The organism is Janthinobacterium sp. P210005 (assembly GCF_036231865.1).
In the GTDB taxonomy this organism is placed as follows: domain Bacteria; phylum Pseudomonadota; class Gammaproteobacteria; order Burkholderiales; family Burkholderiaceae_D; genus Janthinobacterium; species Janthinobacterium kumbetense.
Genome location: NZ_JAZARC010000001.1, coordinates 1,122,740 through 1,148,608 on the forward strand (window position 1 = coordinate 1,122,740; position 25,869 = coordinate 1,148,608).

Consider the following 25,869-nt stretch of genomic DNA (forward strand, 5'->3'; position numbering starts at 1 on the left):
GTCCTAGACGCTGCGCAGCTGCTGGCTCAGGCGCTGGCGCAGCAATACCGAGGGCATCGTCGCTTCGATCGCCGGGTCGCTGCTGTCGACGGACAGGTCGACCCCGGTGGCGGCGCGGTAGCCGTGGATATAGCCCTGCACTTGCGGACGCCAGAAGCGCGCCCAGTTGAACGCCTGCGTGGGTTCGTAGATGTCGCTCCAGTTGCCATAGCGCACGGAAAGCAGCAATTGCTCGCCAAAGATGGCCAGGTTACGGAAATGCATCACGCTCGTATCCGTCCAACCCTGCAGTTTCTTCATGGCATCGACCCGGTCCATCCACGGCTCCGGATACGCCACCATCACGCGCGTCGGCAAGAATTCGCGGAATTCGGGCCGCGCCAGCATCCATTGCTGCATCAGCATCTCGATGCGCGCCGTCGACGGCAAGTCGCCGAACTGGTTGTGCGCGCCCTGCGACAGGATCAAATGGATTTCCTTCAAGGCATTCAGCACGGGGAAGGCGTCCGCCTTCACGGTAGTGTCGTCATCCTGCTTGTAGAAGGAAGTGAGCAGGCGCAGCAGGTGGTGGAATGCTTCCAGGAATTTGGAGCGGCTGTCGGCTGGCCGGAAGTGCTGCACTGCCTTGCCGTCCAGGCGCACGCCGTAGTGATGGTCATACTCATAGTTGCGGCGCACCACGGTGAGCCGGTGCTGCTCATCCTGGGTGTAGCCCCAGAGCAAGTTATTCAGGGGACGCAGCATGTCGATTTCCGTGTTCGACAAGGGGTCGAGGCCGCCGCCGGGGGCGCGCAGGTTCTGGAAGCGTTGCGCGATGGCGTTCATGGTCTGCACCAGCATACCCTCTTCGTGCCAGTACGACCAGATCAGTTCCAGCAGGCAGGGATTGGCCAGCTTTTCCTGGATGATGCCAAAGCACAGGTCCACTTCCCCCTCCTGGCCGCGCGGGATGCTGATGGGGATGTCGGGCAATTTGCGCCGGATCACGGCCAGGTAGGGCAAGGTCTGGAAGCCGTCGATGTTTTCCAGGTAATCGTTGCGCAGCACGGTTTCCAGGTCGCGCCCCTGGGGGATGTCGCGCCGGTCCAGATAGGCGTTGTCTTCGGCCGGATTGAAGGCCAGCGGCTGGTTCAGCACGCCGCAATTGACCATCACGAACGCTTCCGTCGCCACTTTCAGCACGCGGTAGGAGTCCGAATCGGAGAACGGCAGCGCGCGGCGCTGCTTGAGCTGCTGGAACATGTCGGCCTTCTTGACGAAGCGCTCCTGCTCGAAGCCGCGCACGGCGGCCAGGTCGCCGCAAAACAGGCTGTCCATGAAATGCAGGTAATTTGTAAACGACATCGCCTCGGTGCTGTTGCGTATCAAGGTCCACAGGGGCAAGTCTTCCGTCGGCTCCGTTTCCGTGCGCGTCAGCGACACGCCCACATTGCCCGAGATGGGCTGCGGCTGGCGCTCTTCCGTCTCGTATTCCGCATCCACGGCCAGCATGGCGTTCGGACTCAGTCCTTCCGGCACGGGCAAGGCGCTGCGCAGGTCGGGCCGCTGCGACAGCATCATCTGCGCCATGAAACGGTGCATGCCGGCGCGCCGCACGGGCGTGGAAAAGGCGTTCGGCGTGCCGCGCAGGGGCACCCATGGCGCGGCGGCCAGCACCTGCACCTGGTCGCGCCCGTCGGCGCTTTGATCGCCGTCAAACGACACGGTGGCCACGGCGCGGTCGCCCACCCTGCCAAAATTGCAGTCGCTGGGATGGCAGTCCGGCGTTTCGAAGGCCAGCCCCACCTGCGGGTTGAGCTGCGGCTTGAAGCACAGCACGGCACTGCAGCCGGCCTGCACCGTCACGCACTGGGGCGCCGTGGCGGGGAAATTGCCATACACGCCCACGTAGCTGCCCGTCGCCAGGTCGGCAAACACGGTGCCGCCACGGCCATCCGTCCAGCGCACGCCGACCAGCATGGCGGGGTCGGCTTGCCAGGCGGCGGCATTGAAATCATGGCAGTCGGCGTCGGCGCCCCGGTACAGGCTGATCGCGGCATTGACGACCATGGCCCCGCTGTCCTGCTCGTGCACGGTGACGACGATGCTGCCGCCCTGCTGTTTCGGGCCCGCCTGGCCCGCCGCCCCGCTCCTGCTGCCCATCTTGCCACCCATATTGCTGCTCATCTTGCTGCTCATGTCATTCTCCTCAATGGATAATCAAACGGCTTGCCGGACCGGCGGCCATGCCGCACGACATCCGCGCACAGCTCCGACGTGTCCAGGGTGCTGCGCAGGGCCCAGTGGGTCAGCAAACGCCCCAGCAGCTCGCTTTCGTCTTCCGGGCTCAAGGTGCCGCTGGCGCGCGCCTGGCCCAGCACGGCGAACACCAGGGTCGGCGTCGCCTGGTACATCTGCGCCGGCGCCAGGGTCCAGCTGCGAAACAGCTGCGCCAGCATGGCCGGCTGGCGCGTGTGCACGGCCATGGCTTCGACCAGCGAGCCGCCGCGCAAGGCCGGCGGCCGGTGCTGCACCAGCAAGCCCACCAGGGCGTCCATGCTGGCCTGCAACTGTTCCAGCAGCCGCTGCCGGACGGGCGGCAGGCCGGCCAGCGGGTAGTACGACAGCCACAGCTGCTCCAGGCGGTCCCACTGCGGATGCGGATACAAGGCCCGTCCCATGGCACAGCTCAGGCGCACCCGCAGCCATGGCACCGGGTGGGGATCGTCGATATTGAGGCGGAAGACAAACACGCGCGGCAGGCTCACCACGCCGATCAGGCCCAGGGTGGCGGCCACGCCGACCCGCGCCAGCGACCAGAAGTCGGCCACGATCTCGGAAATCCACCGCTCCCACAACTGCCACACGTGCACCAGGCCGCTGCCGCCGTGCTGCATGGCTTGCAGCACGGGCCGCAAGGACGCCACCAGGTCCAGCAGCGCCGCGCCCTGGTGGCCGATTTCGTGCACCAGCGACGAGGCGATGCCGCTGCCGATCATGCGCTCGCGCGGCAGGCGGATGATGGCGACGGGATTGTCGCCGCCGCCAGGCAGGCGCGTGCGCGCGCGGCGGATGGCCGCGCCCGGCCCCCGGTCCAGGTAGCAGATCACGGGCGGCGCCTGGTAGACATCGCCGGGCAGCGCCAGCGCATCGGCGGCAACGATGTCGAGGCCGGCCAGCCACACGCCCGTCTTGTGCTCGCTGCGCTGGGTGATGACTTCGTTGAACAGGTCGAACTGGGTCAGCGCGGCATTGAACTTCAGGCGCAGGAAAGTGAAGCGGCGCTGGGCCTCGGCGGCCGTGGCCATGCTGGCGCCGTCGGCGTGCTCGCGCCGCAGCCACCACTGGAACTGGGCCACCATGCGCCGCAAGGCGCGCCGGCCCTGCACCAGCTGGCTTTCGATGGCCGACTGGGCGCTGGGCATCAGGGACGCCGCCAGCACCGTCGGCTCGATCAGCGCAAACGGTTCCAGCCGCGCCAGCCGCGTCAGCAGCGAGCGCGCCTCCTGCTCCAGCATCCAGGCTGCATAAGCGCCGATGGCCATGATGTCAGACGCCGTACAGGACGATCTTGTGGCCCTGGCGCGCCCAGCGGCCGCTGGATGGGCGCATGCCGGCGCCGCTGCGCACCCCGGCTGGCGCCACGCTCCCCGCACCCGCGCCGCCGTTCTGCGTGGCGATCTGGCCGCCCGGGCGGCCCAGCAGGCCTGGCGCGAACTGGCGCGCCGCCGCGCTGGCCGCCGCCTGGGCGATGGCGCGCGGGTCGCCATTGCCGCGCGCTTGCGCGGCGCGGTTGACGGTATCGGCCGCCAGGCGCACGAACTGCTTGGCGCCCTCGAATTCGCGGTCCTCGTTCGACGACGCTTCCGCTTCCAGCCCCAGGGCGCTGCCGGCGGCCGAGGCCAGGCCGCTGCCGATCTTGGCGCCCAGCGGGCCGCCGAAATAGCCGCCGATGGCGCCGCCCGCCAGGGGAATGGCCTTCTTCGCCACGCCCTTGAGCACGCCGCCGATCGCTTGTCCCACGGGCGACTTGATGATGCCGCCCGCCACGGAGGCGGCCTTGCGCAGGAAATTGCCGAGAAACTGTTCCAGTTCGGCTTCATTGCTGACCGACAACAATTCATTCGCCAGTTCCATCTCCTCGGCCTCGGAAAACATGGCGCTCGCGCCGCCCTCGCCGCTCCACTCGCCCTGGCCAAACTCGAACTGTTCCGCTTCAAAGCCGGACATTTCCTGTCCGTATTCCAGGGTCGTACGATCCAAGTCATGCATGATGAACTCCTCAAAGTTAGCACCTCGGTTGACATAACAGTGCCGGACGCAGCAGCCGTCCGGCTAACAATCGAGCACGACGATGTGCCCGCCCTCGCGGCGCCAATGGCCACCGTCCCGTCCCGGCGCTTGCGCCGCCTGCCTGAGCAAGCCTGGCGCCACGCGGCGTGCCACTTGCAGCAGGGCAGTGTCCACCCGCGTCCTGGGGTCGCGTGCGCCCAGGACGCCGTCCTGCACCAGCGCCGTGTTGACGGCATCGATCAGCTGCACGACCTGGCGCGCCAGTTCGAATTCCTTGTCTTCCGGGCTCAATCCTTCCAGTTCCATGCCGAAGATGGCCGCAGCGCGCCGCTTGAGCGCCTGCGGCGAGCCACCATGCAGGGGCAGCAAGGGCGCCACCACCTTGCCCAGCAACTGGCGCAGCGGCCCTTCCAGCGGCGTGCCGCGCACTTGCTGGCCCGCCGCAGTGGCACCCAGCTGGCGCGCCAGGAAAGCATCGAATTGGGCCGGCCCCTGCAATTCCAGCAACTGCGCCGCCAGCGCCAGCGCATCTTCCTGCTGCAGCGGCAGCATGCCCGACGCGTCAGGCAATTCCATTTCGGGACGATAGGCGAGCAGGCGGCTGGTCATGACAGGCTCCGGTGGAAGGCGGGCGGGTGGCCCATGCCTCACTGACGCAAGGGGCATGCCAGTCCGGCGCAGGGGAAGAATGGGACAGGATGGCGAACGGCGTTTCGCCGATAGCGTAAAAACCATGGTTTCCGGCGAAGCGGGTTTCGTTGTCAAGATGAGCTTTCAAACAAGCTTAATTGACAGGAATGATTACGTCGCCTATCCGCCACAGTGCTCGCTATCGGCAAAAAATATTTTTCATTTTTAAAAAGCAAACTTCGCGCTACACCGCCAAAAAGACCATCAACACCACATCAACGGACGATAAAAGTAAACGTGGCCAACACGTAAATAGTTAATTGGAAACAGGATTTTGGTAGGCAAGCCCTACAATTAATGGGCCAGAATTTGATTGCCTGAAAGAAACTAAATGATAGACCCTACCTTGCGCCGTTTATTGGCCATCACATTACTCAGCCTGCTTGCCGCCTGCGGCGGTGGCGGCGACAGCAAGACCGGCGCCACCCAGAACCCGGACATATCGGTCGTGCCGCCCGCGACCACCGCCCCCGGCGATCCGGCCACCCCCGGTACCAAGCCGGGCGACACGATCCCGCCGCCGCCCCTGACCACGCCGCCGGCCAACCAGACAGCCACCTTCACGCGCGCGGAAGCGTCGCGCTTCCTGGGCCGCGCCACGTTCGGGCCGGACATGGCGGCCATCGACGCCCTCGCCGCCAGCGACAGCGACGCCTGGTTCCGCGCGCAGTTTTCCAAGCCGCAAACCTTGCACCGCAAATATATCGACGCCAAGTATCCCGTTGCGGGCGCAGCGGCCACCAAGGCCGTGCCGAACGACTTTTACGAGTCGTTCTGGCAGCAAGCCGTGCGCGGCGACGACCAGTTGCGCCAGCGCGTGGCCTTTGCCCTGTCGGAAATCTTCGTCGTGTCCACGCAAAACGAGAGCGTATGGACGCAAACGCGGGGCGTCGCCAGCTATTACGACATGCTGGGGCAACATGCGTTCGGCAACTTCCGCACCCTGCTGCAGGGCGTGGCCACCCATCCGATGATGGGGCTGTACCTGTCGCACCTGCGCAACCAGAAGGAATCGGCCACGCGTACGCCCGATGAGAATTTCGCGCGCGAAGTGATGCAGCTGTTTACCATCGGCCTGTACCAGCTGAATGCGGATGGTTCATTGAAAATGTCCGGCGGCAAGCCCATCGACACCTACACGCGCGACGATGTGGGCGGCCTGGCGAAAGTGTTTACGGGCTGGAGCTGGGCCGGCCCGGACCAGGGTGCGAACCGTTTCTTTGGCAGCGTGGCCGATCCGGATCGCGACTGGAAACCGATGCAGAACTATGCGGCGTACCACTCCACCAGCGAAAAGCGCTTTCTGGGCGTGAGCGCGGCGGGCGCCGCCGGCGGCGAAGCGGACATGGCGCTGGCCCTCGACACCCTGTTCAACCATCCGAATGCCGGGCCCTTCTTCGGCCGCCAGCTGATCCAGCGCCTGGTGACCAGCAACCCCAGCCCGGCCTATGTGGGCAGGGTTGCGGCCGCCTTCGCCAACAATGGTTCGGGCGTGCGCGGCGACATGCAGGCCGTGATCCGCGCCGTGCTGCTCGACCCCGACGCGCTGGCGCCAGCCGGCAGCAGCCTGCGCACGGGCAAATTGCGCGAACCGCTTGTGCGCCTGGGCAACTGGATGCGCGCCTTTCACGCCAAAGATGCGGCCTTGCAGTACCGCATCTATTACCTGAGCGATCCACTGTCGGGACTGGGGCAGAATCCCATGAACGCGCCATCCGTCTTCAACTACTTCCGTCCCTCGTACGTGCCGCCCAATTCGGCGCTGGCGACGGCGGGCCTGGTGGCGCCGGAAATGCAGATCACATCGGAGCCATCCGTCACCGGTTACCTGAACTTCATGCAGGACGCCATCCGCGGCGGCGTGGCGGAAAACAGCGCCGTGCAAGCCGACTACTCGGCCGAAGTGGCCCTGGCCGACCAGCCCGCCGCCTTGCTGGACCGGGTCAACTTGCTGTTAATGTCCGGCAATATGTCGTCCCGGCTGCGCGGCAAGATCCTGGCGGCTGTCACGAGCATCGCGATTCCCCCTGCCAGCGGCAGCAATGCCGCGCAAGTGACGACGGCAAAAACCTACCGCGTGCACCTGGCCATTTTCCTGGCCATGGCCTCGCCTGAATACCTGGTTCAAAAATAAGGAAGCAGCATGACCATCACCTCTCATTTCTCGCGTCGCCGCTTCCTCGGCTCCATGCTGGGCCTGGCCGGCAGCGCGGCCACGCCATTCGCCCTCAACCTGGCCGCCATGGGCCAGGCCGCAGCCCAGTCCGCCGACGACTACAAGGCCCTCGTCTGCCTGTTCATGACCGGCGGCAACGATTCCTTCAACACGGTGCTGGCCACGGACACGCCATCGTGGAGCGAATACCTGCGCCTGCGCAACACGGGCAGCAACGATTCGATCCACCTGCCCGGCGTCGGCGAAACGGGCGGCGTGCTGCCGATCACGCCCGCCACGGCGCAAACGGGCCGCAGCTTTGCCCTGCACCCCGCCCTCGCTCCCGTGAAAGACCTGTTCGACGGCGGCCGCGCCGCCATCGTTGCCAACGTGGGCACCCTGATCCAACCCCTGACCCTGGCGCAATACAAAGCGGGCAATGTGGCGCTGCCGCCGAAACTGTTTTCGCATAACGACCAGCAATCGACCTGGCAATCGGGCTTGCCGGAAGGCGCCAGCATCGGCTGGGGCGGACGCCTGGGCGACCTGCTCGGCACGGGCAACGCGAATGCGACGTTTACGGCCATCTCGGCCGCATCAAACGCGCTGTTCCTCAGCGGGCGCCAGGTGCGCCAGTTCCAGGTGGGCCAGGCGGGCGCCGTGCCGATCCGCAATATCGGCGGCGGCTACCTGTTCGGCACCACCGAGGGCGAGACGGCCTTGCGCGACATCATCAGCACGGCGGGCGACGACATGATGGAGCAGGAACACGTGGCGACGGTGCAGCGCGCCATTTCCAGCCAGAGCGTGCTGAGCGGCGCCATGCTGGCGGCCGGCTCGGGCGGCGTGCCCAATCCGCCGCCCTACATCAACCCGAACACGGGCGCGTCCAGCGTCAACCAGCTGGCCGTGCAATTGCAGACGGTGGCGCGCATCATCGGCGGGCGCGGTCCCCTGGGGGCGAAACGGCAAGTGTTCTATGTGACACTGGGCAGTTTCGACACGCATGACCGCCAAAAGGAATTGCACGGCGACCTGATGGCGCGCCTGGCGCACGCGCTCGCGTATTTCGACGCGACCCTGACCACCCTGCAGGGCGCCGACGTGCGGCGCCAGGTGACGACGTTTACGGCGTCGGACTTCGGCCGCACCTTCAGCAGCAACGGCGACGGCACGGATCACGGCTGGGGCGCGCACCACTTTGTCGTGGGCGGCGCCGTGAAGGGCCGCGACATCTACGGCGCCTTCCCCGCCACGGGCCTGGGCCATGAGCTGGACGTGGGTTCCGGCTCCCTGCTGCCGACCACCTCCGTCGACCAGTATGGCGCCACCCTGGCCAAGTGGTTCGGCGTGGCAGACGGCCAGCTGGCCGACGTGTTCCCGAACATCGGCAACTTCAGCCGGCGCGACCTCGGTTTCATGACGGCAACTTAACCGTTCACGGCCACCGTCAGGGTGACGACATAACCATCGGTGGCATTGCCCGTCACCGTCGCCATCTGCAAGCTGGTGCCGTCGGCAAAGACATTGTCGGTGGCATAGCTGATCTGCGCCAGGTTGCGCACGCTGGCCGTGTAGCCGCTGGCCGTGTAAGCCTCGTTCAGCGTTGCCATCGGGAACGTGAACTGCGACGTCTTGATGCGGTTCACGGCGCTGGCCGCCTTGGCCAGGCTGGGATACACCTCGAAATGCACGTGCGGCATGCGTCCCGCGTAGCAGCCGGGAAAGATGGTCGTGAACGCCAGCTTGCCCGCGCTGTCCGTTTCCTGCACACCGCGCAAATAATTTTGCGCCGTGACGCCACTCGAATACAGCGAATACAGGCCGTCGCGGTCGCAATGCCATAAATACACGGCGTAGCCGGCCAGGCTGGCGCAGCCGCCGCTGGCGTTGAGCAACTGCAAATTGATGGTCAGGGGCACGCCTGCCGCCACGCCCGTGGCGCCGTTGAAACTGGCGCGGATATCGCTGCGCACGACGCCCGACTGGTTCAGCACGTTGATGATGCTGCCGCCATTCGTGTTCGTGCCATCGGCCGGATACGGCCCGCCCGTTTCCTCGGGAATCACCGTGCAGGCGCCCGCGGTCGGTATCGTGACGCTGCCGGCGCCGCCGGACGTGCCTGTGACGCCGCCGCTCGCGGCCGTGCCGCTGGCGTCCGACCCGCCGCCGCAGCTCATCAACGGCAAGGTGGCGGCGCCCGCCAGCAGCCAGCGCAGGACTTGGCGCCGTTCGGCCGCCTGTTGCCGCATCATTTCGAGGTCGGATGCCAGACCGTGATCATGTAAGTCCATATGTATTCCATCAAATAGGGCAAGCTCGCCAGGGCAGGACTCAGGCTGGCGCACAGGAACAGCGCCTGCGTGGCCCGTTGCGCGAGCGCCTTCCTGGCGGCAATGGCGAGCTTGCGTTCCATGGCTCAAGCCGTTGTATCGACCAGGTTGCCGCTGGCGGACAGGCTGCCGCCCGCACTCGCCGCGCCCAGGCTGCCCGACAGTGCCTGCAGGAAACTGCTCAGTTTGCTGCTGCTCGCGCCGCCCTCATCGCCGCCCAGCGCGCTGAGCAGGCTGGCAAAGCTGGACTGCAAGTCCGTCACGCTGCTGTCCGCGCTCTGCGCGCTGTCGCTGCCATCGCTGCCGGACGACGAGAGTTTTTGCAGCAGGCTTTGCAAATCCGACTCGATATTGCCGGGACCGCCGCGCGCGCCACCGCCGGGTGGCGGCCCCGAAGGCGGCTCGCCCCCCTCTTCTTGCCCGCCGGCACCGCCACCGCTCTGCGCATGCAGGCTGCCCATCAGCTGGTGCAGGAAGGCGCCCAGCGCCTGGCCCGCGTCGCCGCTGCCGGCGGCGCTGGCGCCGTCCGTCGCGCTATCGCCATCGCTGGCATCGACCGTCACGCCGATCGATGACAAGGCGCTGGAAATAGCGTCGAGAAATGCGCCATCGTCGGGTTTTGACGGCCGCGTGCCGCCCGCGCCGCTGGTACTGCCGGTATTGCTGCCGCCGCCCAGGCGGCTGAACGCGCTCAGCTGGCTGGCGGCGCTGGTCGAACTCAAGGCACTGATGCTCATCTCACTCTCCTGTGCTTATTGGGGACGGCGCGGGCCGGGGCGGCTGTCGCCCCGCTGCTGCGCCTGCTTGCGCTGTTCCGGCGTCAGCACGGCCAGCAATTGCTGTTCCAGCCGCGCCTGCTGCAAGCTGATCTGCGCCATGGCTTGCGCCGCCGTGCTGGCCAGCGCACTGGCCTTCGCCTCGTCGTAGGCGCTGGAGGCGGCCAGCGCGCGCAGTTGCGCATGGGCCTTGAAGGCGATCTTTTCCTGTTCCCGCAGCAAGGGCGCCTGGGCATAGGTGGCGGCGAAAATCTTGTCCTGCTGCGCTTCGCTCAAGTCGATGCCGCGCAGGAATGGCGGCAAGCCTGGCGCACCGGGTCCGCCGGGTCCGTGAAGCAGGCCGGGCGGCGGCCCTTCCATGGGTGCAGCTTCTTGCTGGGCCAGCGCCAGCAGCGGCATGCTGCAGGCGGACAGCAGCAACAGGGATATGGCAATACTCAGGTATTTCATCGGGCTTTCCTTTCGTGGCGATCAGCCCTGATTGTGGGCGTCTGGCATGTAAAGCAACGTTAGGGCGGCGTAAAAGCGTGTAAAGGAAGGTGCGCAAATGTAAGCGGACGTATGTAAAAGCGGGTAAAACCGCCCTGAACGGCCCCCTTTGACTGCTATCATCGGGCGATATTCACCCGAAAAAAGCACAGGCATGAGCAAGGTTTTGTTAATCGATGACGACGTGGAACTGGTCGGCATGTTCCAGGAATACCTGACGCAGGAAGGTTTTGACGCGCGCGCCGTGCATGACGGCGAAAGCGGCGCGGCCGAGGCGCTGACGGGCCTGTACGCCATCGCCATCCTCGACGTCATGATGCCGCGCATGAATGGACTGGAAACCCTGCGCCGCATCCGCGCCGGCAGCAACCTGCCCATCCTGATGCTGACGGCGCGCGGCGACGATACGGACCGCATCGTGGGACTGGAGCTGGGCGCCGACGATTACGTGACAAAACCGTGCACGCCGCGCGAGTTGACGGCGCGCATCCGCGCCATCCTGCGCCGTGCGCAAGCGGCGCCGCAGGACACGTCGGGCCTGGCGCCGCTGACCGTGGGCCAGTTGACGATGTGGCCGGAACAGCGCCGCGTTGCCTGGGCCGGCGCGCACCTGGAGCTGACGAGCACGGAATTCAACCTGCTGGAAGTGCTGGTGCGCCATGCGGGCAAGCCCGTGAGCAAGAATCAGCTGTCCGAACTGGGCCTGGGCCGGCCCATGGCCCGCTTCGACCGCAATATCGACGTACACTTGAGCAGTCTGCGCCGCAAGCTGGGCAGCCTGGCCGATGGCCGTTCCTGTTTGCAAACCGTGTACCGTCTCGGCTACCAGCTGATCAAGGAGTAAGCGTGGGCCGTCTGTTCTGGAAGTTTTTTCTGTGCATCATGCTGGCGCAAGTGACGGCCACCATCGGCATCGGCGGCACCTTCTGGCTGAAAAACCGGGCCGCGCAGCAGGAACGGGCCCTCGACATCGACACCAGTCCGCCCGCGCAAATGATCATCGAGGCCGCCAGCGCCACCGTGGAAGCGGGCGGCAGCCAGGCCTTGCGGCAATTCCTGGGCAAGCTCGAACGCATGCGCGTGTTTGCTGTCGATGCCAAAGGGCAAGAATTGATGGGCCGCATGGTGCATCCCGCCATGCTGGCCAAGGCACGCGCCATGCTGCAACAAAGCCAGGCCCATCCCGTCGTGCGCGACGTGGCCGGCAGCGACGGCAAGCGCTACCTGCTGTTCCTGCCCTCGTCCGAACGCTTCCGCAATGCCGAGGCGGGCGCCGCGCGCGACACGCTCAACGCCGTCACCCTGAGCGGCCCGCGCGCCATGGGACCCGGTCCACGCCCCAGCGACGCGGGCGCCCCGCCGCCACGCGGCGAATTCGGCCGCGGCATGCCGCCCGGCCCGCGCATGGACAGTCCCTATCGCACCTTCATTCCCCTGGCCGCCGCCATCGCCGCCAGCCTGCTGTTCGCCTTTTTGCTGGCCTGGTATTTTGCGCGCCCCATCCGCGACCTGCGGCAGGCGTTCGAGGCCGCCTCGCACGGCAACCTGGCGCCGCGCTTCCACGCCAGCGGCAAGCGCGGCGATGAATTGACGGACCTGGGACGCGATTTCGACCGCATGACGGGCCGTTTGCGCAGCCTCATGGACAGCCAGAGGCGCTTGCTGCATGATGTCTCGCATGAGCTGCGCTCGCCGCTGGCGCGCTTGCAGGCCGCCATCGGCCTGGCGCACCAGCAGCCGGAAAAGATGGCCGCCTCGATGCAGCGCATCGAACGCGAAAGCGAGCGCATGGATAAGCTGATCGGTGAACTGCTGACCCTGTCGCGGCTGGAAGCGGGCGCCGTGCAAGCGGGCGCGGGGCACGCGCACAGCGAAGACGTCGGCATCGCCGACCTTGTGCACGACATCGTGGACGACGCCCGCTATGAAGCCAGGGCGCGCCTGATGGGCATCGACCTGGCGGTCGACGCGGCCATGGCCGACGCCAGCGTCACGGGCCAGCCCGAACTGCTGGCGCGCGCCGTGGAAAACGTGGTGCGCAATGCTATCAAGCACAGCCCCGACGGCGGCACGGTGGATGTCGAACTGTCGCGCCAGCATGATTGCTTGCGCATCGCCGTGCTGGACCGGGGACCCGGCGTGGCCAGCGCCGACCTGGCCCGCATTTTTGAACCTTTCTTCCGCGCCAGCAATACCCAGCACAGCACGGACGGCCATGGCCTGGGCCTGGCCATCGCCCAGCACGTCATCAACGCCCATGGCGGCCGCATCGGGGCCAGCTTGCGCAGCGGTGGCGGACTGTGCGTGGAAATGTTGTTGCCCGTCAAAACGCCAGGCTGACCTGTCGGCGAGCCTGGCGTCTTTTATGCGCGGAGTTGCTGTTACGCTTGCGTATCGATGATGCTGCCCAGGGTGGACGAAGTCGATTTGGCCGGGCTCGTCGCCGTATCGGCGCTGCTGGCCGGCTGAGCATCTTGCTGCGCCGCCTTCTGCGCGGCGGCAGCTTGCAACTGGGCAATTTGCGCCTGCAAGGCCTGGATTTGCTGCGCCAGCTGCTGCTGCAGCTTTTGCGACGCCTCCGTCTGCTCGCCCTTCTGCGACTCCGTCAACTGCTTTTGCGCCGCCGTGATCTGCTTTTGCAGCGCCGCGATCTGCGAACTGCTGCCCGAACTGGCGCTACTGGCCGCGCTGACCGCGCCGCCTGAACCGATTGCCGCTACCATGATGCCTCCTCAGTGTTTCGATACCAAGGTTAACGGCAAGCATGGGCGCGGATGTAGTGCCGCAGGTGTAAAGGCAGGTAAAGACAGAGAAAGACGGCTGGCGCCCCTCCCTTCACCGCGATCAGGTCTTGGGTAACGTTACGCCGACCTGGCCCTGGTATTTGCCGCCGCGGTCCTTGTACGACGTTTCGCACACTTCATCGGACTCGAAGAACAGCACTTGCGCCACGCCTTCGTTGGCGTAGATTTTCGCCGGCAGCGGTGTCGTGTTGGAAAACTCCAGGGTCACATAGCCTTCCCATTCCGGTTCGAACGGGGTGACGTTGACGATGATGCCGCAGCGCGCATACGTGCTCTTGCCCAGGCAAATCGTCAGCACGTTGCGGGGAATGCGGAAATACTCGACGGTACGGGCCAGCGCGAACGAATTTGGCGGGATGATGCAATAACCCTTGCCCGACACGTCGACGAAGTTGTTCGCGTCGAAATCCTTCGGGTCGACGATGGTGGTGTTGATGTTGGTGAACAACTTGAACTCGTCGGCGCAACGGATGTCATAGCCATAGCTGGAGGTGCCGTAGGAAACGATGCGGTTGCCGTCGCGTTCCTTGACCTGGCCCGGTTCGAACGGCTCGATCATGCCCGTTGTTTCCGCCATGCGGCGTATCCATTTATCGCTTTTAATCGTCATCGCAGGGGTATCTTTCTAGAATATCGGAATGGCTGGGGCCGCACGCCTGCTGCAGGCGTGGCCCGGATGGCAGGATTTTACGCGAAAAACCGCCACTTTTGGCCCTTGCCCGCTGAAAATCCTTGCCAGTCGGCTAGTGTTTAGCCAACAACGAGGTGATCATCTCGCGCACCACTTGCGCCGTCAGTTCCGGGTTTTCCATGGGAAACAGATGCCCGCCCGGCACCTGGCGGAAAAATTTGCCGACCAGCTTGCGCGTGGCCGTCAAGCCCGCCTGGCGGCATTCCACCGACTCCGTGCCGCCGATAAAACCGATGGGCACTGGAAAACCATCCTTGACGAGGCCGCCGATGTGGTGCGGCAAGCTGCGGTAGACCTGCGTTTCCACTTCGCGCGTAAAGCGCAACTGCACCCCGTCCGGATGTGGCGCCAGGCCGCTGTCGATGTAATCGCGCAAGACTTGCGGCGCCCAGATGGCGAACATGTCCTTGGCGGCAAAATGCGCATACGCAGCTTGCGCATCGGGCCACAGCTTGCGCCGCCGGGCGGAAAAACGGGCGGGAGAGTAACGCTCGCCCAGTGCCGTGTTGCGCGCCAGCCGCACCAGCAAGGCGCGCCAGCCCGCCACCACGGGCGAATCGAGCAAGACCACGCAACGCACCAGGTCGGGCCGCTGCTTGGCCACCATAACGCTGAGCATGCCGCCCAGCGAATGGCCGACGAGGATCACGGGCGCGCTGTAGCGGCGCTCCAGGTCGTCGATATACTCGCGCACCAGCTCGGGCCAGCCCGTGCTGACGGGGTATTCGGGATCGTGCGCATGCATGTCGAGCGCCTGCACGGTGTAATGCTGTCCCAGCAAGCCGAACAGCTTGCGGTAAGTGCCGGCTGGATAACTGTTGGCATGGGCAAAGTGCAGTTGCGGGAGGGTCATCGTGGGTCGGTGCCGGTGAATGCGATAAACAATTGTAATGGCATGCAGGTAAGACGTATCAGAGGAAGGACTCTAATTGCCGGGGCGCATGGGCCATGCCGGGCACGAACGCCGCCAGCACTTCGCCCAGCTCGGCGTTGGAATCCACGACGCAAAAAGCGTCGTCGAACGCGTGATGACGGTTCATGGGATTGCGCACGATAATGCATTCCAGCCCGGCCGCATTGGCGGCGCGCAAGCCGCGCGGCGAGTCTTCCACGGCCACGCAGTCGGCGGCGGCCAGGCCCAGGCGCTGCAAGCCCAGCTGGTAGCCGTCGGGCGCCGGCTTGCTTTCCCCATACATTTCACGCGTCAGCACGAAATCGAAGTGGCACAACAAGCCCGTGGCCGCATGGCTGATCCGGAAATGCTGTTCGTAGGCACTGGTAACCACGCCCATGGCCACGTGCGGGCGCAGCGCCGCCAGCACTTGCCCGATGCCGGGCATGGCCAGCTGGCGCGCCTGGCGCAAGCGTTGCGCGAACAGCGCGGTGCGCTCGGCCCGCAAGCGCTCGACCAGTTCGATCTCATGGCCCTGCCCCAGCAGCACATGCCAGGCGCCGTAGTTATTGTCCAGGAACCAGTCAAAGAATTGCTTCGGCGTCAGGTCTATGCCGTAGGGCAAGAGCAAGTCGCGGTTGCTTTCATAAAACAGCTGCTCGGTGTTGACCAGCACGCCATCGTTGTCCCACAGCACGCCCTGGATGGTTTTCATGGCTTGTTGTCGTTCGGAAACTTACTTGAAGAAAATGTCGTAGGACAACTTGACGATCAGCAACACCAGCAGCACGAGGAACAGAATGCGCACGAAGGCGGCGCCGCGGCGCACGGCGATCCAGGTGCCCGTCAGGGCGCCCAGGATATTGCACACAGCCATCGGTGCAGCCACGGCATACACCACGTGACCGGCGGGAATGAAAAAGGCCAGCGCAGCCACGTTGGTGGCGATATTCACCAGTTTCGAGCAGGCCGAAGCGAGGATGAAATCGAAGCCGAAAACGCGGATGAACAGGAAAATCAGGAAACTGCCCGTGCCCGGCCCGAACAGGCCGTCATAAAAGCCGATAGCGCCGCCGATGACGATGGCGAGGATGCGTTCGCGCGGACCGATGGGGCGCGCCTCGCGCGTCGTGCCGAAATCCTTCTTGATGAAGGTGTAGATGGCCATGATGATGATCAACACGAGCACCATGGGGCGCACCACCTGCTGCGGCACATACGACACGGCGGCCGCGCCGATGAAGGACATGACAAAGGCGCTGGCCACGGCCGGCAGCACCAGCAGCCACGGAATATGTACCTTGCCGACAAACGAGCGGGCGGCAAACGTGGTACCGCAGGCGGACGCCAGCTTGTTCGTGCCCAGCAAGGAGGTCGAGGCCATGTTCGGCATCAGGTTGAACAGGGCCGGCAGCTGTATCAGCCCGCCCCCGCCCACGGCGGCATCGATCAGGCCGGCAAAGAAGGCAAATAAACACAGCAGCGAGATGGTCAGCATGATAGGCAGTAAGGAATGGGCGACAGCGGCAGTATAGGCGCCGTGGATTTTTCCGGATGCAACTTCATATTGCGGAAAACGCAATCAGGCGTAACGCTTGACGGAATGCGCCCCGTACGGTCTACTGGCCTCTTTTGCCGGGAGTCACGCGATGTCGATGAAACTGATGTGGGAGATCCGCGCCTTTTGCACCGTGGTGGAAAAGCGCAGCTTCATCCACGCGGCGCGCATGCTGGGGCGCTCGCCGTCGGCCGTCACGCGCGCCATCCAGTTCCTCGAAGACGCCATCGGCGCCGAGCTGATCCTACGCACGCAAAAGCAGTTCACCCTGACGACGGCTGGCGAAACGTATTACGCGTCGGCCAAGCACTTGCTGGAAACGCAGGCCGAGGCGGAAGACCAATTGGCGGAATTGAGCAATTCGCCGCAAGGCTGGGTACGACTGTCGGCGCCGGAAATCCTCTCGCTGGGCTTTCTGCCGAAAGTGGTGGCGCAATTCTCGCGCGACTACCCGAACGTCTCGGTGGACATCCATTTCTCCGATAAATCCATCGACCCCATCCAGGAAAAGCTGGATTTCGCCATCCGTGGCGCCTTTCCCCAGTCCAGCGAGCTGATCGGCTATCCCCTGTGGAATTACCGGCGCTACATGTACGCCTCGCCCGACTATATAGAACGCATGGGCGCGCCCGGGGAACCGGAAGAGCTGGCCGGCCACGACATCATCATGCACTCGGCCCCCCGTATCCTGCGCGACTGGCATTTCGTTTCCGGCGAACGCAACGTGCGCTACCAGGTGCAGCCCCGCTTCCGCTTCACTTCCGGCATCGCCACCTTCCAGGCGGCCCTGGAAGGCGCCGGCATCGTGCGCCTGGCCAGCTGGCTGGCGGAACCGGCCGTGGCCAACGGCACCCTGCGCAGGGTCTGCCCGGCGTACCGGCTGACGTCATCGAAGGAGCTGGACCCCAGCATTCATGCCGTGTACGGCACGTCGAGGATGGCCAAGGGGGCAAGGCTGTTTCTGGAGTATGTGCGCAAAAGGGGGATGGAGATACCGGATGAAAGAGAAAGTTAGGGTCTATTGCGCCACGATGGCATCGCCATACACGGCGAACTGCGCGCCGTCGAAGGCAAAGACGGCCACCTCGCGCATGGCAGCGTGCAGCAGCGCCAGCAATGCCTGCACCACGGACGCCTGCGCGGTCACGGTCGCCGCGCTGAACGTCAATGCACAACTGCACAACTCGCCATCTTATTGGCCCTGGCAGCATCCGCCACCTGTAAGGCACTCCGCCTGACATCTCCCCACAAATACAATATTAGAAAAATGCCCACCAGCGGAAAAATAAAGTGCAGGACCTCATACTTTTTTTGCAAAACAGGACAGTCTTCGCCAGCGCAACGCTTATTTCGCCATAGCCCCGCCACGCCGTAGCGACACAAATAAATAACTGCGTTCATCGTCACTGCGAGTAGCCACACTATCAAAATAACAAGGAGGCTGCCCAACCATTGCCTAACATTCGATAGAAGACTCTTGGTCAGCACTTCCGAAAAGACGAGCGACAATAACATCCCGGTGGTCATTGACACTGTATGCGAGATGCCATGTATGACAGGCACTAGTACTTTCTGCCTTAAAAAATGCCCCCACTCTGCAGCCAACAACATGGTGCATGACACCAGGAATAGGACAAGACTGGACAGCGGCGAGGGAATGGCCATGTAATGCGCAATAAATTCCCCTTGTAACGATTTGGCCATGTCACTGACAAGCTGATCGCTCGTGAATTGCAATCCAAATAAGACCAAACCAGTAAACAAGCCACTCGCAATACCAATACCCGTATGCTGTATCGCCTGCGCCAACGCTGGTGAAATCATCTCCACTTGACATAACCATTGATTCGACTGAATCGAACGCAAGCGCCGGTAAAGGTCGTCGACTTTCGTCAGCAAACGCTCGAAACGATTGCATTCATCGCACATGATCGGCCTCCTGTCCCGTATCCGATGAGGTGTATTACTTTATCGGCCATGCCAGTAGCGCGGCCGGCTGGCCCGATACCGCGTCACCTCGATATTGCCCCCAAACGCCAGCACCACCGCCCCCTCCACATCCGTGCGCAAGCGGGTAATGCCCATGTCGCCATAGCGCGCATACACCTGCGCCTTCGGATGTTTATAGCGGTTGCGGTGCCCCACCTGGAAAATGGCCAGGGTCGGATGCACGGCGCTCAAAAACGCCGGCGTGGAAGACGTGCCGCTGCCGTGGTGCGGCGCCAGCAGCACGTCGGCCGCCAAGTCGCCCTCCATCGAGCGCGCCAGCAATTGCGCTTCCTGCGCCGCTTCGATGTCGCCGGCCAGCAAGATCGAGTGCTTGCCTGCCGTGATTTTCACGGTGCAGCTGCGGGCGTTCGGCGTCAGGCTGATGTCCGTATGGCTGGCGGGCAAGGGGTGCAGCATGGCGAAATGCACGCCTTCCCAGGTCCAGCTTTGGCCCGCCACGCAATGCAGATATGGAAGCCGGGCTTGGCGCCGGGCCTCGACGGCCGGGTGGCCGTCGAACAGGGACGAGGCCAGCCATCCCACTTGCACGTTTTCCAGCAAGGATACGGCGCCGCCCGCGTGATCGAGGTCGCTGTGGGAAATGATCACGCCGTCCAGCCTGGCGATGCCGCGCGCGCGCAGGTAAGGCACGATGACCCGGCTGGCGCCATCGGAATCGAGACTGTAGGCGGGCCCCGTGTCATACAGCAGGCGGTGGCCGTGCGTTTCCACCAGCACGGCCATGCCTTGTCCCACGTCAAAGGCAGTCACCCATAGCTGGCCCGGCGGCGGGCTGGACGGCAAAGCTGTCAGCAGCGGCAGCCAGCTCAGCATGCCTGCCCAGCGATGGGGCCATCCCCGTGGCGCCAGCAGCCATGCCGTGCCGAACAATGCCCAGCAAAAACTCCACCACGGCGGTGCGGGCGCCGTCCACACGGCAAAGCGGCGCGCACCCAGCCAGTCCAGCACCTGTGCCAGCATCTGCACGATGGCGTGCGCCAGCAGCAACAGTCCATCGGACAGGGGCGCCGGCAGCAGGCTGCCAAGCAGAGACAGGGGCGTGACGACCAGGCTGATGACGGGAATGGCCAGCGCATTGGCGACGGGAGACACCAGCGACACCTGCGAGAACAGCAGCATCGTCAACGGTACCAGCCCCACCGTCACCACATACTGCGTGTGGGCGCCCAGCGCCACGGCCGCGCGCAGGCGGCGCCAGCGTCCCGCCTGCAAGGGCACCGTGGTGCGGCCTGCCGTCGCGTACAACATGGTGGCGACGGCGCCGAACGACAGCCAGAAACCAGGCCACAGCACGGCCCACGGGTCGAGCAGCACGACGACGCCCAGCGCCAGGCACAGCACATGGCCTATGCTGGTGATGCGCCCCAGCCACAAGGCCAGCGCCACCACCAGCAACATATACAAGGTGCGCTGCGCAGGCACGCCGAAGCCAGCGAGCAGCACATACAGGAACGCTGCCAGCGCGCCGGCCAGCGCCGCCACCTTTTGCGCCGGCAGCCGCAAGGGCAGTTGCCAGTCGGTAAAAAACGAGCGCCGCCACAGCGTGCCCGCGCCCAGGGCGAACAGTCCCGCGATCATCGTGATGTGTAAACCCGAGATGGAGATCAAGTGGCTCACACCCGTGCGGTTGAATACTTGCCAGTCCGACTGGGGGATGGCGCGCTGGTCGCCCACCACCAGCGCCACGATCACGCCCGCATACTGCCTATCTTCCAGGCTGCGCAGTATGCGTGCGCGCAAGGCCGCGCGGCTCGCTTCCACCACGTTGCCAAAGCCGGGCACGAAGGCAGCCAGGCGGACGTTCGGCGTATCGGCGCGCGGCTGCGGACGCACATAGCCCGTGGCGCGCACGCCCTGCTCCAGCAGCCACGCCTCATAGTCGAAGCCCATGGGGTTCGCATTGCCGTGCGGACGCTGCAGCCGCATGGTGAGGCGCCAGCGTTCGCCCGGCTGCACGTCGCCCACCTCGTTCGTCACTTCATCGCGAAAACCCGCGTACCAGGACAAGGCGATCAAGGGAGGAACCTTCGCGCCAACCACCTTTTCCACGGCAAAATTGAAACGTACGCCCTGCTCGAAGCGGTACGGCAAGCTGGCGACGGTGCCCGTGACAACAATATCCTGCCCTTCATCGGCCAGCGCCAGTTGCGGCGCCATGGCGGCCTGGGCCAGCCAGGCCGCCCAATAAAAGCCCAGTCCTACGCCAGCGGCGAGCGCAACAGCAGAACGCCAACGCACGTGACGGCGCAGCGTCACACTCGCCGCCCACCCTGCGCCCGCGATCCCCCACAGCAGCACGCCCGCATGCGGCGGCAAGCTTGCCTGCGTCTGCAACCAGGCGGCGCCAGCGGCAAAGCCGAGTATCAGGGTGCGCATGGGAACTCGACGCGAAAGGGATTCAGCTACTGTGCCCCTTTCCCACTATTTCCCCTCTGATCTGGCGCAATGGTGGCGCGGATAAACGCGGCCCTGCACGCCATCCGCCGCCACCGCTGGCGACACTTTCCGCATGCTAAGATGACCATCCGGCGTTCAGGCGCCATGACTTGCGAACCTTGCATGACACCACTGACTGCGGCCGAAACCTATTTGCAGGACTTTCATCAAAGGCAAGTGGGCGTCACCAGCGCCGCGTTTGCCCATCTGCCGGCCAGTTCCCGCACCGGCGGCTGGGCCTCGTCCTACGACGTGCTGACCAGCCTGATACCAACCGCGGACATGCCATTGAGCGTGCTCGACCTGGCCTGCGGCGATGGCCATCTGCTGGGTTTGCTGGCAGCCAGGCGGCAGCCCCGGCTACAATTGCTCGGCGCCGACATGAGCGAAACGGAACTGGCTGCCGCGCGCGCAGCCCTGCCCGCTTCCGTGCGGCTGCTGCTGGGACGCGCCCAGGCGCTGGACCTGCCATCGGCCAGCGTCGATTATCTCGTCTCGCACATGGCGCTGATGCTGATGGACGACATAGAACAAGTCGTGCGCGAAATGCGCCGCGTGCTGCGTCCCGCTGGCCAGTTTGCGGCCATCGTCGGCCGGACATTCTTGCTGGGCGAAGTCAACGACGTTTTCATGCGCGTGTTCAAGCCGATCGCCAGTGACGCGCTGCCAAGCATGCGCTTCGGCGACCGGCGCGCTGGATCGGAAGCGGGCTGGCGCGAACTGCTCGATGCCGGTTTCGCAGACGTCGCGTTTGACGATATCGACGTGCCATGGACGCCCACGCCGGGCGAATTGTGGACCGCCCTGCTGGACACCTACGATATCGACCGCCTGGACGACGGCGCCAGGCGGCGCCTGCGCAGCGCGCTCATGGAGGCCATGGCGCCGCTGCAAGACGGCGATGGCAAGATCTCCACCGGCTGGGGCCTGCGCCTGGTATGCGCGCGTGCCGCCTGAACTGGCATCGGCGCCATGGCTTGCTGGCGTCGATGGCAACAGGCTACGCTAGCGGGCTGCGCTCTCCTGTCAATTGCAGCCTTGCTGGCAGGCGGACCGCTCGGCGCCGCACTCGGCTTGAGACGTACCGCTGGCAATGCAAGCCCGCCATTCGGCGGCGCAGGCGCTATAGCAGCTGGCAAAGGCTGGCGTCGCAGTCACGGCTAAACCGAGACCGGTCGCAAAAAGAAACGCAGCGAGCTTTTTATTCATGGTGTTTTCCTCAAGTCGGATGGCTGATGAATCCCTGCGCGCGCCATCCTCCGGCGCAGGGCCACATACACAGGTATGTCCTGGTTCATCGCTAGCTGGCTGTGCGTCAGCGCGAAGTGGAAATCCTGGAGATAGGCGCGCCCTTTCGCGCAGTAAGGACAGGTCTGCGTGCCATACACAACAACCTTGGTGGCGGTGCCGGCAAAATACGCGCTGCGATTCCTTTCGCCATACGCACGCTGCAGCCGTTCACATAAATTCGGCACGCCCCAGCCGATAGCAAGACCGCCAGCGAAAATAATGCCGCATATCGCCGTCGATTTCAGATGTTTTTGAAAACATGCCAAAACTTCCTCGAAAAATCTGAGGCCATGATCAGCTCACCATTATTAATTGTCAAGATAATTCAATTCATTCCACCCCGCTGCACAATTGCTCATGCAATCACCATTGCAGGCGCGATTCGCTCACTGTGCGCCAGGTTGAATTTCAAATCTGCAGTCTCGGTGGCCGCCATCGGCGCGCCGGCTGCCGCTGGCGCCATTGGAACAACGCGGCATTTATTTATTACCGATGCACGCAAGCGAATATGTGCAAGCCTGCCCCGCAAAAAACAATCTGCACACCATGTAAATATCGTCGCCATGCGCTGATAGAAACAGACTCTCTGTCACCATCAATGTTAAGATAATTTAGATTCCACAATTAAATTAAACATTATTAATAAAAATATATTTGATAATTTTTCAGCCAGATATAAGCGCAACAGGCAAAAACCGGCAAGCGCAAACCGTCAGATATCGCCTGCCCATTTCGCATCCAGGCAACCTGATTCGCGATACCGTGGAAGCGCTGTTTTCCACGCTTGCCGGAAGCTTATCCAGCCCAGGTATCACCGCTTTCAAGATCAGCGCTGCTGCAGCGGCCGCACCGCGCGCCGGACAAAATCTTTACCCTGCGCACGGTATAATCGGCCTCGCTTACTTCAACACCCAGGCACGACATGACTTCCTCCGCACTTCCTCCCGACACTTCCACCGACATTTCCGACAGCACTGAAGACAATAACGACGCCACCCTGGTCGCGGAACTAGGGGAACTGGCCGAGCATATCCGCCTCGTCAAGATGGAAGGCCGCGTCTTCGTGCGCTTTTCCGGCGTCGTCAAGGCGGGTCACCTGGTGGTGCCGTATGCGCTGGTACCAAGCCAGGGCGTGCTGGCGCGGCCGGCCAAGTGGCGCAAGATGGACCGCGAGACCAAGCTGGCCCTGGTGCGCGAACGGGCCAGCGCGGCCGTCTTCGAGGAGCTGCGCCAGCACGTGATCGATTTCGTCGCCGATATCGCGGGCTTGAGCGAGGACGTGGACACGGACCCGATGGTCTTCCTGCACACGCTGGCCGACATGCAGACGTCGGAGCCGGCCGGCATGGTGTTCGACCGCATCCGCCAGCGTTTCAATCACGCCATCGAGCGCCAGCAGGAAGAACAGCACGCGGCGCGCACGCGCCAGAGCATCAACCTGGCCGAGTATCCCGCTTCGTTCGAGATGGCGCGCCGCCTGCCGCGCCGCTTCGTCGCCCTGCTCGGGCCCACGAATTCCGGCAAGACGCACCGCGCCATGGAAGCGCTGGTCAAGGCCAAGAGCGGCATCTACCTGGCGCCCTTGCGCCTGCTGGCCCTGGAAAACTACGAACGCCTGCAGGAAGCCGCGCCGCATGGCAAGCCGCTGGCCGTGAGCCTGATCACTGGCGAGGAGCGCCGGGTCGTCGACGGCGCCACGCACGTGGCCAGCACGGTGGAAATGCTGGACACGAAAACCGTCGTCGAAGTGGCCGTCATCGATGAAATCCAGATGCTGGCCGACCCGGACCGGGGCGCCGCATGGACGGCGGCCGTCTGCGGCGCGCCCGCCCACACCGTCTACCTGGTAGGGGCGCCGGAAGCGCGGCACGCCATCGAAGCGCTGGCCGAGCGCCTGGACTGCCCGCTGGAAGTACATGTTTTGAAACGCATGGCGCCCCTGTCGATGGAGCCGACGGCCGTGCGCAAGGTGCGCAACCTGCGCCGCGGCGACGCCGTCATCGCCTTTTCGCGCCGCGAAGTGCTGATGTGGCGCGACATGATCACGGAAACGGGGTTGTCGGTGGCGACTGTGTACGGCAACCTGTCGCCGGAAGTGCGGCGCGCGCAGGCGCAGCGCTTCCGCGACGGCACGGCCGATATCGTCGTCGGCACGGACGCGCTGGCGATGGGCCTGAACATGCCGATCGCGCGCATCGTCATGACCACCTGCGTCAAATACAATGGCCGCGAGGAGGAAGAGATTTCGGCCGCGCTGGCGCGCCAGATCGCCGGACGCGCAGGCCGCTACGGCGTGCATGAAGAGGGACTGGTGGCCGGCTACGACAACGAGACGCATGAAGTGATGCGCGCCCTGCTGAAGGAAAAACTGCATCCGCTGAACACGAGCGGCTTTGCCGTGGCGCCGTCGCTGGAACACCTGCACCGCATTTCGTCGGTGACGGGCGAGCTGTCGCTGTCGAAACTGCTGCGCCGCTTCATCCACAATATCGACGTGCCGGATGGCTTTTTCTTCCCCCGCATCACGGAAGACCAGAAAGAGCGCGCCATCTGGCTCGACACCCTGCCCCTGTCCGTGGCCGACAAGTTCACCCTGTCGCTGGTGCCGATATCGAGCAAGGTGCCATCCCTGCAAACGGCGTGGGAACACTGGGCGAAGAATCTGTCGCAGGGCAAGACGTCTACCTTGCGCCAGCACGCCTACGGCGGCGGCACGCAGAATCTGCAGCAGGTGGAAGACACGTGCCGCTACTATTCCGCGTATGCGTGGCTCAGCTACCGCCTGCCCGAATTCTTCCCCGATATCGCCGTGGCGCAAAACCTGTCGCGCGATGCGTCCGAGCGGGTCGATTCCATCCTGCGCGCGCACAATGCGGCTTCGCGCGGACGCTCGAAGAAGTTCAAACAAGCGTAAAAAGCGTCAATGGAGTGGCCAGAACCAGACCTCGCCACACTCCCAGTAGCATTCGGTGCCGCACTCCTTGACGCCGATGGATGGCAGCAGGATATCGATATGCCCGCCCGCGCCGCCCAGGTAGCCGGGGATGCGGAAGAAGGCGACGAGGCCCTGGCGCTGGCCGATGCCGGCGATGGCGGCATTCCTGGCGAATTTTTCGGGCGCGCCGAACATCGACGGGCTGGCCAGCATGTGCGCCAGCTTGGCCTGTCCCGGTTCGATCAGCGCGCCCTTGAACGGCCCCTTGCGGATGGCCATGCGGCCCCTGACCTGGACGCCGGCCTTGATCAGGGCCAGGCTGACGCGGATGGCGCAGGTATTGGCAAAGCTGTCCTTGCCGATCAAGTCTTCCCAGCCGATTTCGCCGAACAAGGCCGCCTGGTCGACGGCCGCCACGCTCGAGTAATTTTCACGCAGATTGATGAATGCGGGTTTCACGCCGGCCTCCCGTTGTCCCTGGACGATAGGGAACCTCAGGCCGATTGTAGGAGGATGCGGCAGCCCCCGCACTGAGCGA

At 64.4% G+C, this 25,869-nt stretch carries 27 protein-coding genes; 8 read left to right on the top strand and 19 right to left on the bottom strand.

The features are described from left to right. Window positions 1–3: 3 nt before the first annotated feature. The 4 genes from VPH40_RS04890 to VPH40_RS04905 all read right to left on the bottom strand — a co-directional run bounded on the left by VPH40_RS04890 (window position 4) and on the right by VPH40_RS04905 (window position 4,881). A complete protein-coding gene (locus tag VPH40_RS04890) occupies window positions 4–2,178 on the bottom strand; it encodes a hypothetical protein (RefSeq protein WP_328572846.1) in 2,175 nt (724 codons plus the stop codon). Next, window positions 2,175–3,524, bottom strand: a complete 1,350-nt coding sequence (locus VPH40_RS04895) for a hypothetical protein (RefSeq protein WP_328572847.1) — start codon at window positions 3,522–3,524, stop codon at window positions 2,175–2,177. Before VPH40_RS04895 ends, VPH40_RS04890 begins: the two co-directional genes overlap by 4 nt. 4 nt (window positions 3,525–3,528) lie before the next feature. Further along, window positions 3,529–4,251 (bottom strand): hypothetical protein, encoded by a 723-nt coding sequence (locus tag VPH40_RS04900; RefSeq protein ID WP_328572848.1) that lies wholly within the window; start codon window positions 4,249–4,251, stop codon window positions 3,529–3,531. 63 nt (window positions 4,252–4,314) lie between these two features. After that, window positions 4,315–4,881 (bottom strand): hypothetical protein, encoded by a 567-nt coding sequence (locus tag VPH40_RS04905; protein WP_328572849.1) that lies wholly within the window; start codon window positions 4,879–4,881, stop codon window positions 4,315–4,317. Between the two features lie 412 nt (window positions 4,882–5,293). On the opposite strand from VPH40_RS04905, the gene VPH40_RS04910 reads away from it, so the two are divergent. Both VPH40_RS04910 and VPH40_RS04915 read left to right on the top strand, forming a co-directional pair. Next, the gene (locus VPH40_RS04910) at window positions 5,294–7,096 is read left to right on the top strand and encodes a DUF1800 domain-containing protein (RefSeq protein ID WP_328572850.1); all 1,803 of its coding nucleotides are present in this window, start codon (window positions 5,294–5,296) and stop codon (window positions 7,094–7,096) included. 9 nt (window positions 7,097–7,105) lie between these two features. Then, the gene (locus tag VPH40_RS04915) at window positions 7,106–8,551 is read left to right on the top strand and encodes a DUF1501 domain-containing protein (protein ID WP_328572851.1); all 1,446 of its coding nucleotides are present in this window, start codon (window positions 7,106–7,108) and stop codon (window positions 8,549–8,551) included. Here the strand turns inward: VPH40_RS04915 and VPH40_RS04920 are convergent. From VPH40_RS04920 to VPH40_RS04935, 4 genes are read right to left on the bottom strand one after another with little or no spacing between them, the layout of a single operon-like run. Further along, entirely contained in the window at window positions 8,548–9,411 is an 864-nt protein-coding gene (locus VPH40_RS04920; protein ID WP_328572852.1) for a dioxygenase family protein, read from the bottom strand. The two genes, VPH40_RS04915 and VPH40_RS04920, sit on opposite strands and share 4 nt — an antisense overlap. Next, window positions 9,369–9,533, bottom strand: coding sequence for a hypothetical protein (locus tag VPH40_RS04925; protein WP_171985041.1), 165 nt, complete (start codon window positions 9,531–9,533; stop codon window positions 9,369–9,371). The genes VPH40_RS04920 and VPH40_RS04925 overlap by 43 nt, the downstream gene beginning before the upstream one ends. 3 nt (window positions 9,534–9,536) lie before the next feature. Further along, window positions 9,537–10,187: a hypothetical protein gene (locus VPH40_RS04930; RefSeq protein WP_328572853.1), complete on the bottom strand. Its 651-nt coding sequence runs from the start codon at window positions 10,185–10,187 to the stop codon at window positions 9,537–9,539. 15 nt (window positions 10,188–10,202) lie between these two features. After that, window positions 10,203–10,676, bottom strand: a complete 474-nt coding sequence (locus tag VPH40_RS04935) for a Spy/CpxP family protein refolding chaperone (protein ID WP_328572854.1) — start codon at window positions 10,674–10,676, stop codon at window positions 10,203–10,205. Between the two features lie 193 nt (window positions 10,677–10,869). Here VPH40_RS04935 and VPH40_RS04940 point away from each other — a divergent pair, with 193 nt between their 5' ends. Both VPH40_RS04940 and VPH40_RS04945 read left to right on the top strand, forming a co-directional pair. After that, a complete protein-coding gene (locus VPH40_RS04940; RefSeq protein WP_251348393.1) occupies window positions 10,870–11,559 on the top strand; it encodes a response regulator transcription factor in 690 nt (229 codons plus the stop codon). A gap of 2 nt (window positions 11,560–11,561) precedes the next feature. Continuing rightward, a complete protein-coding gene (locus VPH40_RS04945; protein ID WP_328572855.1) occupies window positions 11,562–13,055 on the top strand; it encodes a sensor histidine kinase in 1,494 nt (497 codons plus the stop codon). Between the two features lie 41 nt (window positions 13,056–13,096). On the opposite strand, the gene VPH40_RS04950 is transcribed toward VPH40_RS04945, so the two are convergent. From VPH40_RS04950 to VPH40_RS04970, 5 genes are all read right to left on the bottom strand, one after another. Beyond that, window positions 13,097–13,438 (bottom strand): FlxA-like family protein, encoded by a 342-nt coding sequence (locus VPH40_RS04950; protein ID WP_289904749.1) that lies wholly within the window; start codon window positions 13,436–13,438, stop codon window positions 13,097–13,099. Window positions 13,439–13,559: 121 nt separating this feature from the next. Further along, window positions 13,560–14,129 carry a dCTP deaminase gene (gene dcd / locus VPH40_RS04955; protein WP_034755486.1) on the bottom strand — a complete coding sequence of 190 codons (570 nt, stop codon included), beginning with the start codon at window positions 14,127–14,129 and terminating at the stop codon, window positions 13,560–13,562. A gap of 133 nt (window positions 14,130–14,262) precedes the next feature. Then, window positions 14,263–15,063 carry an alpha/beta fold hydrolase gene (locus VPH40_RS04960; protein ID WP_305055727.1) on the bottom strand — a complete coding sequence of 267 codons (801 nt, stop codon included), beginning with the start codon at window positions 15,061–15,063 and terminating at the stop codon, window positions 14,263–14,265. Window positions 15,064–15,121: 58 nt separating this feature from the next. After that, on the bottom strand, window positions 15,122–15,817 hold the full coding sequence (locus VPH40_RS04965; RefSeq protein ID WP_328572856.1) for an HAD family hydrolase: 696 nt from the start codon (window positions 15,815–15,817) through the stop codon (window positions 15,122–15,124). A gap of 21 nt (window positions 15,818–15,838) precedes the next feature. Then, window positions 15,839–16,600: a sulfite exporter TauE/SafE family protein gene (locus VPH40_RS04970; protein WP_034756294.1), complete on the bottom strand. Its 762-nt coding sequence runs from the start codon at window positions 16,598–16,600 to the stop codon at window positions 15,839–15,841. Window positions 16,601–16,751: 151 nt separating this feature from the next. Between VPH40_RS04970 and VPH40_RS04975 the strand changes: the two genes are divergently transcribed. Beyond that, window positions 16,752–17,675: a LysR family transcriptional regulator gene (locus VPH40_RS04975; RefSeq protein ID WP_328572857.1), complete on the top strand. Its 924-nt coding sequence runs from the start codon at window positions 16,752–16,754 to the stop codon at window positions 17,673–17,675. Window positions 17,676–17,678: 3 nt separating this feature from the next. Here the strand turns inward: VPH40_RS04975 and VPH40_RS04980 are convergent, their stop codons facing one another. The 3 genes from VPH40_RS04980 to VPH40_RS04990 are packed head-to-tail and all read right to left on the bottom strand — an operon-like array spanning window position 17,679 to window position 21,046. Continuing rightward, window positions 17,679–17,828 (bottom strand): hypothetical protein, encoded by a 150-nt coding sequence (locus VPH40_RS04980; protein ID WP_328572858.1) that lies wholly within the window; start codon window positions 17,826–17,828, stop codon window positions 17,679–17,681. Next, the gene (locus tag VPH40_RS04985; RefSeq protein ID WP_328572859.1) at window positions 17,825–18,589 is read right to left on the bottom strand and encodes a hypothetical protein; all 765 of its coding nucleotides are present in this window, start codon (window positions 18,587–18,589) and stop codon (window positions 17,825–17,827) included. The genes VPH40_RS04980 and VPH40_RS04985 overlap by 4 nt, the downstream gene beginning before the upstream one ends. Before the next feature lie 39 nt (window positions 18,590–18,628). Beyond that, on the bottom strand, window positions 18,629–21,046 hold the full coding sequence (locus VPH40_RS04990; RefSeq protein WP_328572860.1) for a DNA internalization-related competence protein ComEC/Rec2: 2,418 nt from the start codon (window positions 21,044–21,046) through the stop codon (window positions 18,629–18,631). Between the two features lie 183 nt (window positions 21,047–21,229). On the opposite strand from VPH40_RS04990, the gene VPH40_RS04995 reads away from it, so the two are divergent. Next, window positions 21,230–22,063 (top strand): class I SAM-dependent methyltransferase, encoded by an 834-nt coding sequence (locus tag VPH40_RS04995; protein ID WP_328572861.1) that lies wholly within the window; start codon window positions 21,230–21,232, stop codon window positions 22,061–22,063. Between the two features lie 69 nt (window positions 22,064–22,132). On the opposite strand, the gene VPH40_RS05000 is transcribed toward VPH40_RS04995, so the two are convergent. Then, window positions 22,133–22,315, bottom strand: a complete 183-nt coding sequence (locus tag VPH40_RS05000) for a hypothetical protein (RefSeq protein WP_143451532.1) — start codon at window positions 22,313–22,315, stop codon at window positions 22,133–22,135. Further along, a complete protein-coding gene (locus tag VPH40_RS05005; protein WP_328572862.1) occupies window positions 22,312–22,662 on the bottom strand; it encodes a glutaredoxin family protein in 351 nt (116 codons plus the stop codon). The genes VPH40_RS05000 and VPH40_RS05005 overlap by 4 nt, the downstream gene beginning before the upstream one ends. A gap of 24 nt (window positions 22,663–22,686) precedes the next feature. Between VPH40_RS05005 and VPH40_RS05010 the strand changes: the two genes are divergently transcribed. After that, window positions 22,687–22,968: a hypothetical protein gene (locus tag VPH40_RS05010; protein WP_328572863.1), complete on the top strand. Its 282-nt coding sequence runs from the start codon at window positions 22,687–22,689 to the stop codon at window positions 22,966–22,968. A 350-nt stretch (window positions 22,969–23,318) separates the two neighbouring features. Beyond that, entirely contained in the window at window positions 23,319–25,310 is a 1,992-nt protein-coding gene (locus VPH40_RS05015) for a helicase-related protein (protein ID WP_328572864.1), read from the top strand. A 6-nt stretch (window positions 25,311–25,316) separates the two neighbouring features. Here the strand turns inward: VPH40_RS05015 and VPH40_RS05020 are convergent, their stop codons facing one another. Further along, complete coding sequence (locus tag VPH40_RS05020) at window positions 25,317–25,790, bottom strand: T6SS effector amidase Tae4 family protein (protein WP_180278765.1); 474 nt, start codon at window positions 25,788–25,790, stop codon at window positions 25,317–25,319. Window positions 25,791–25,869: the final 79 nt, after the last annotated feature.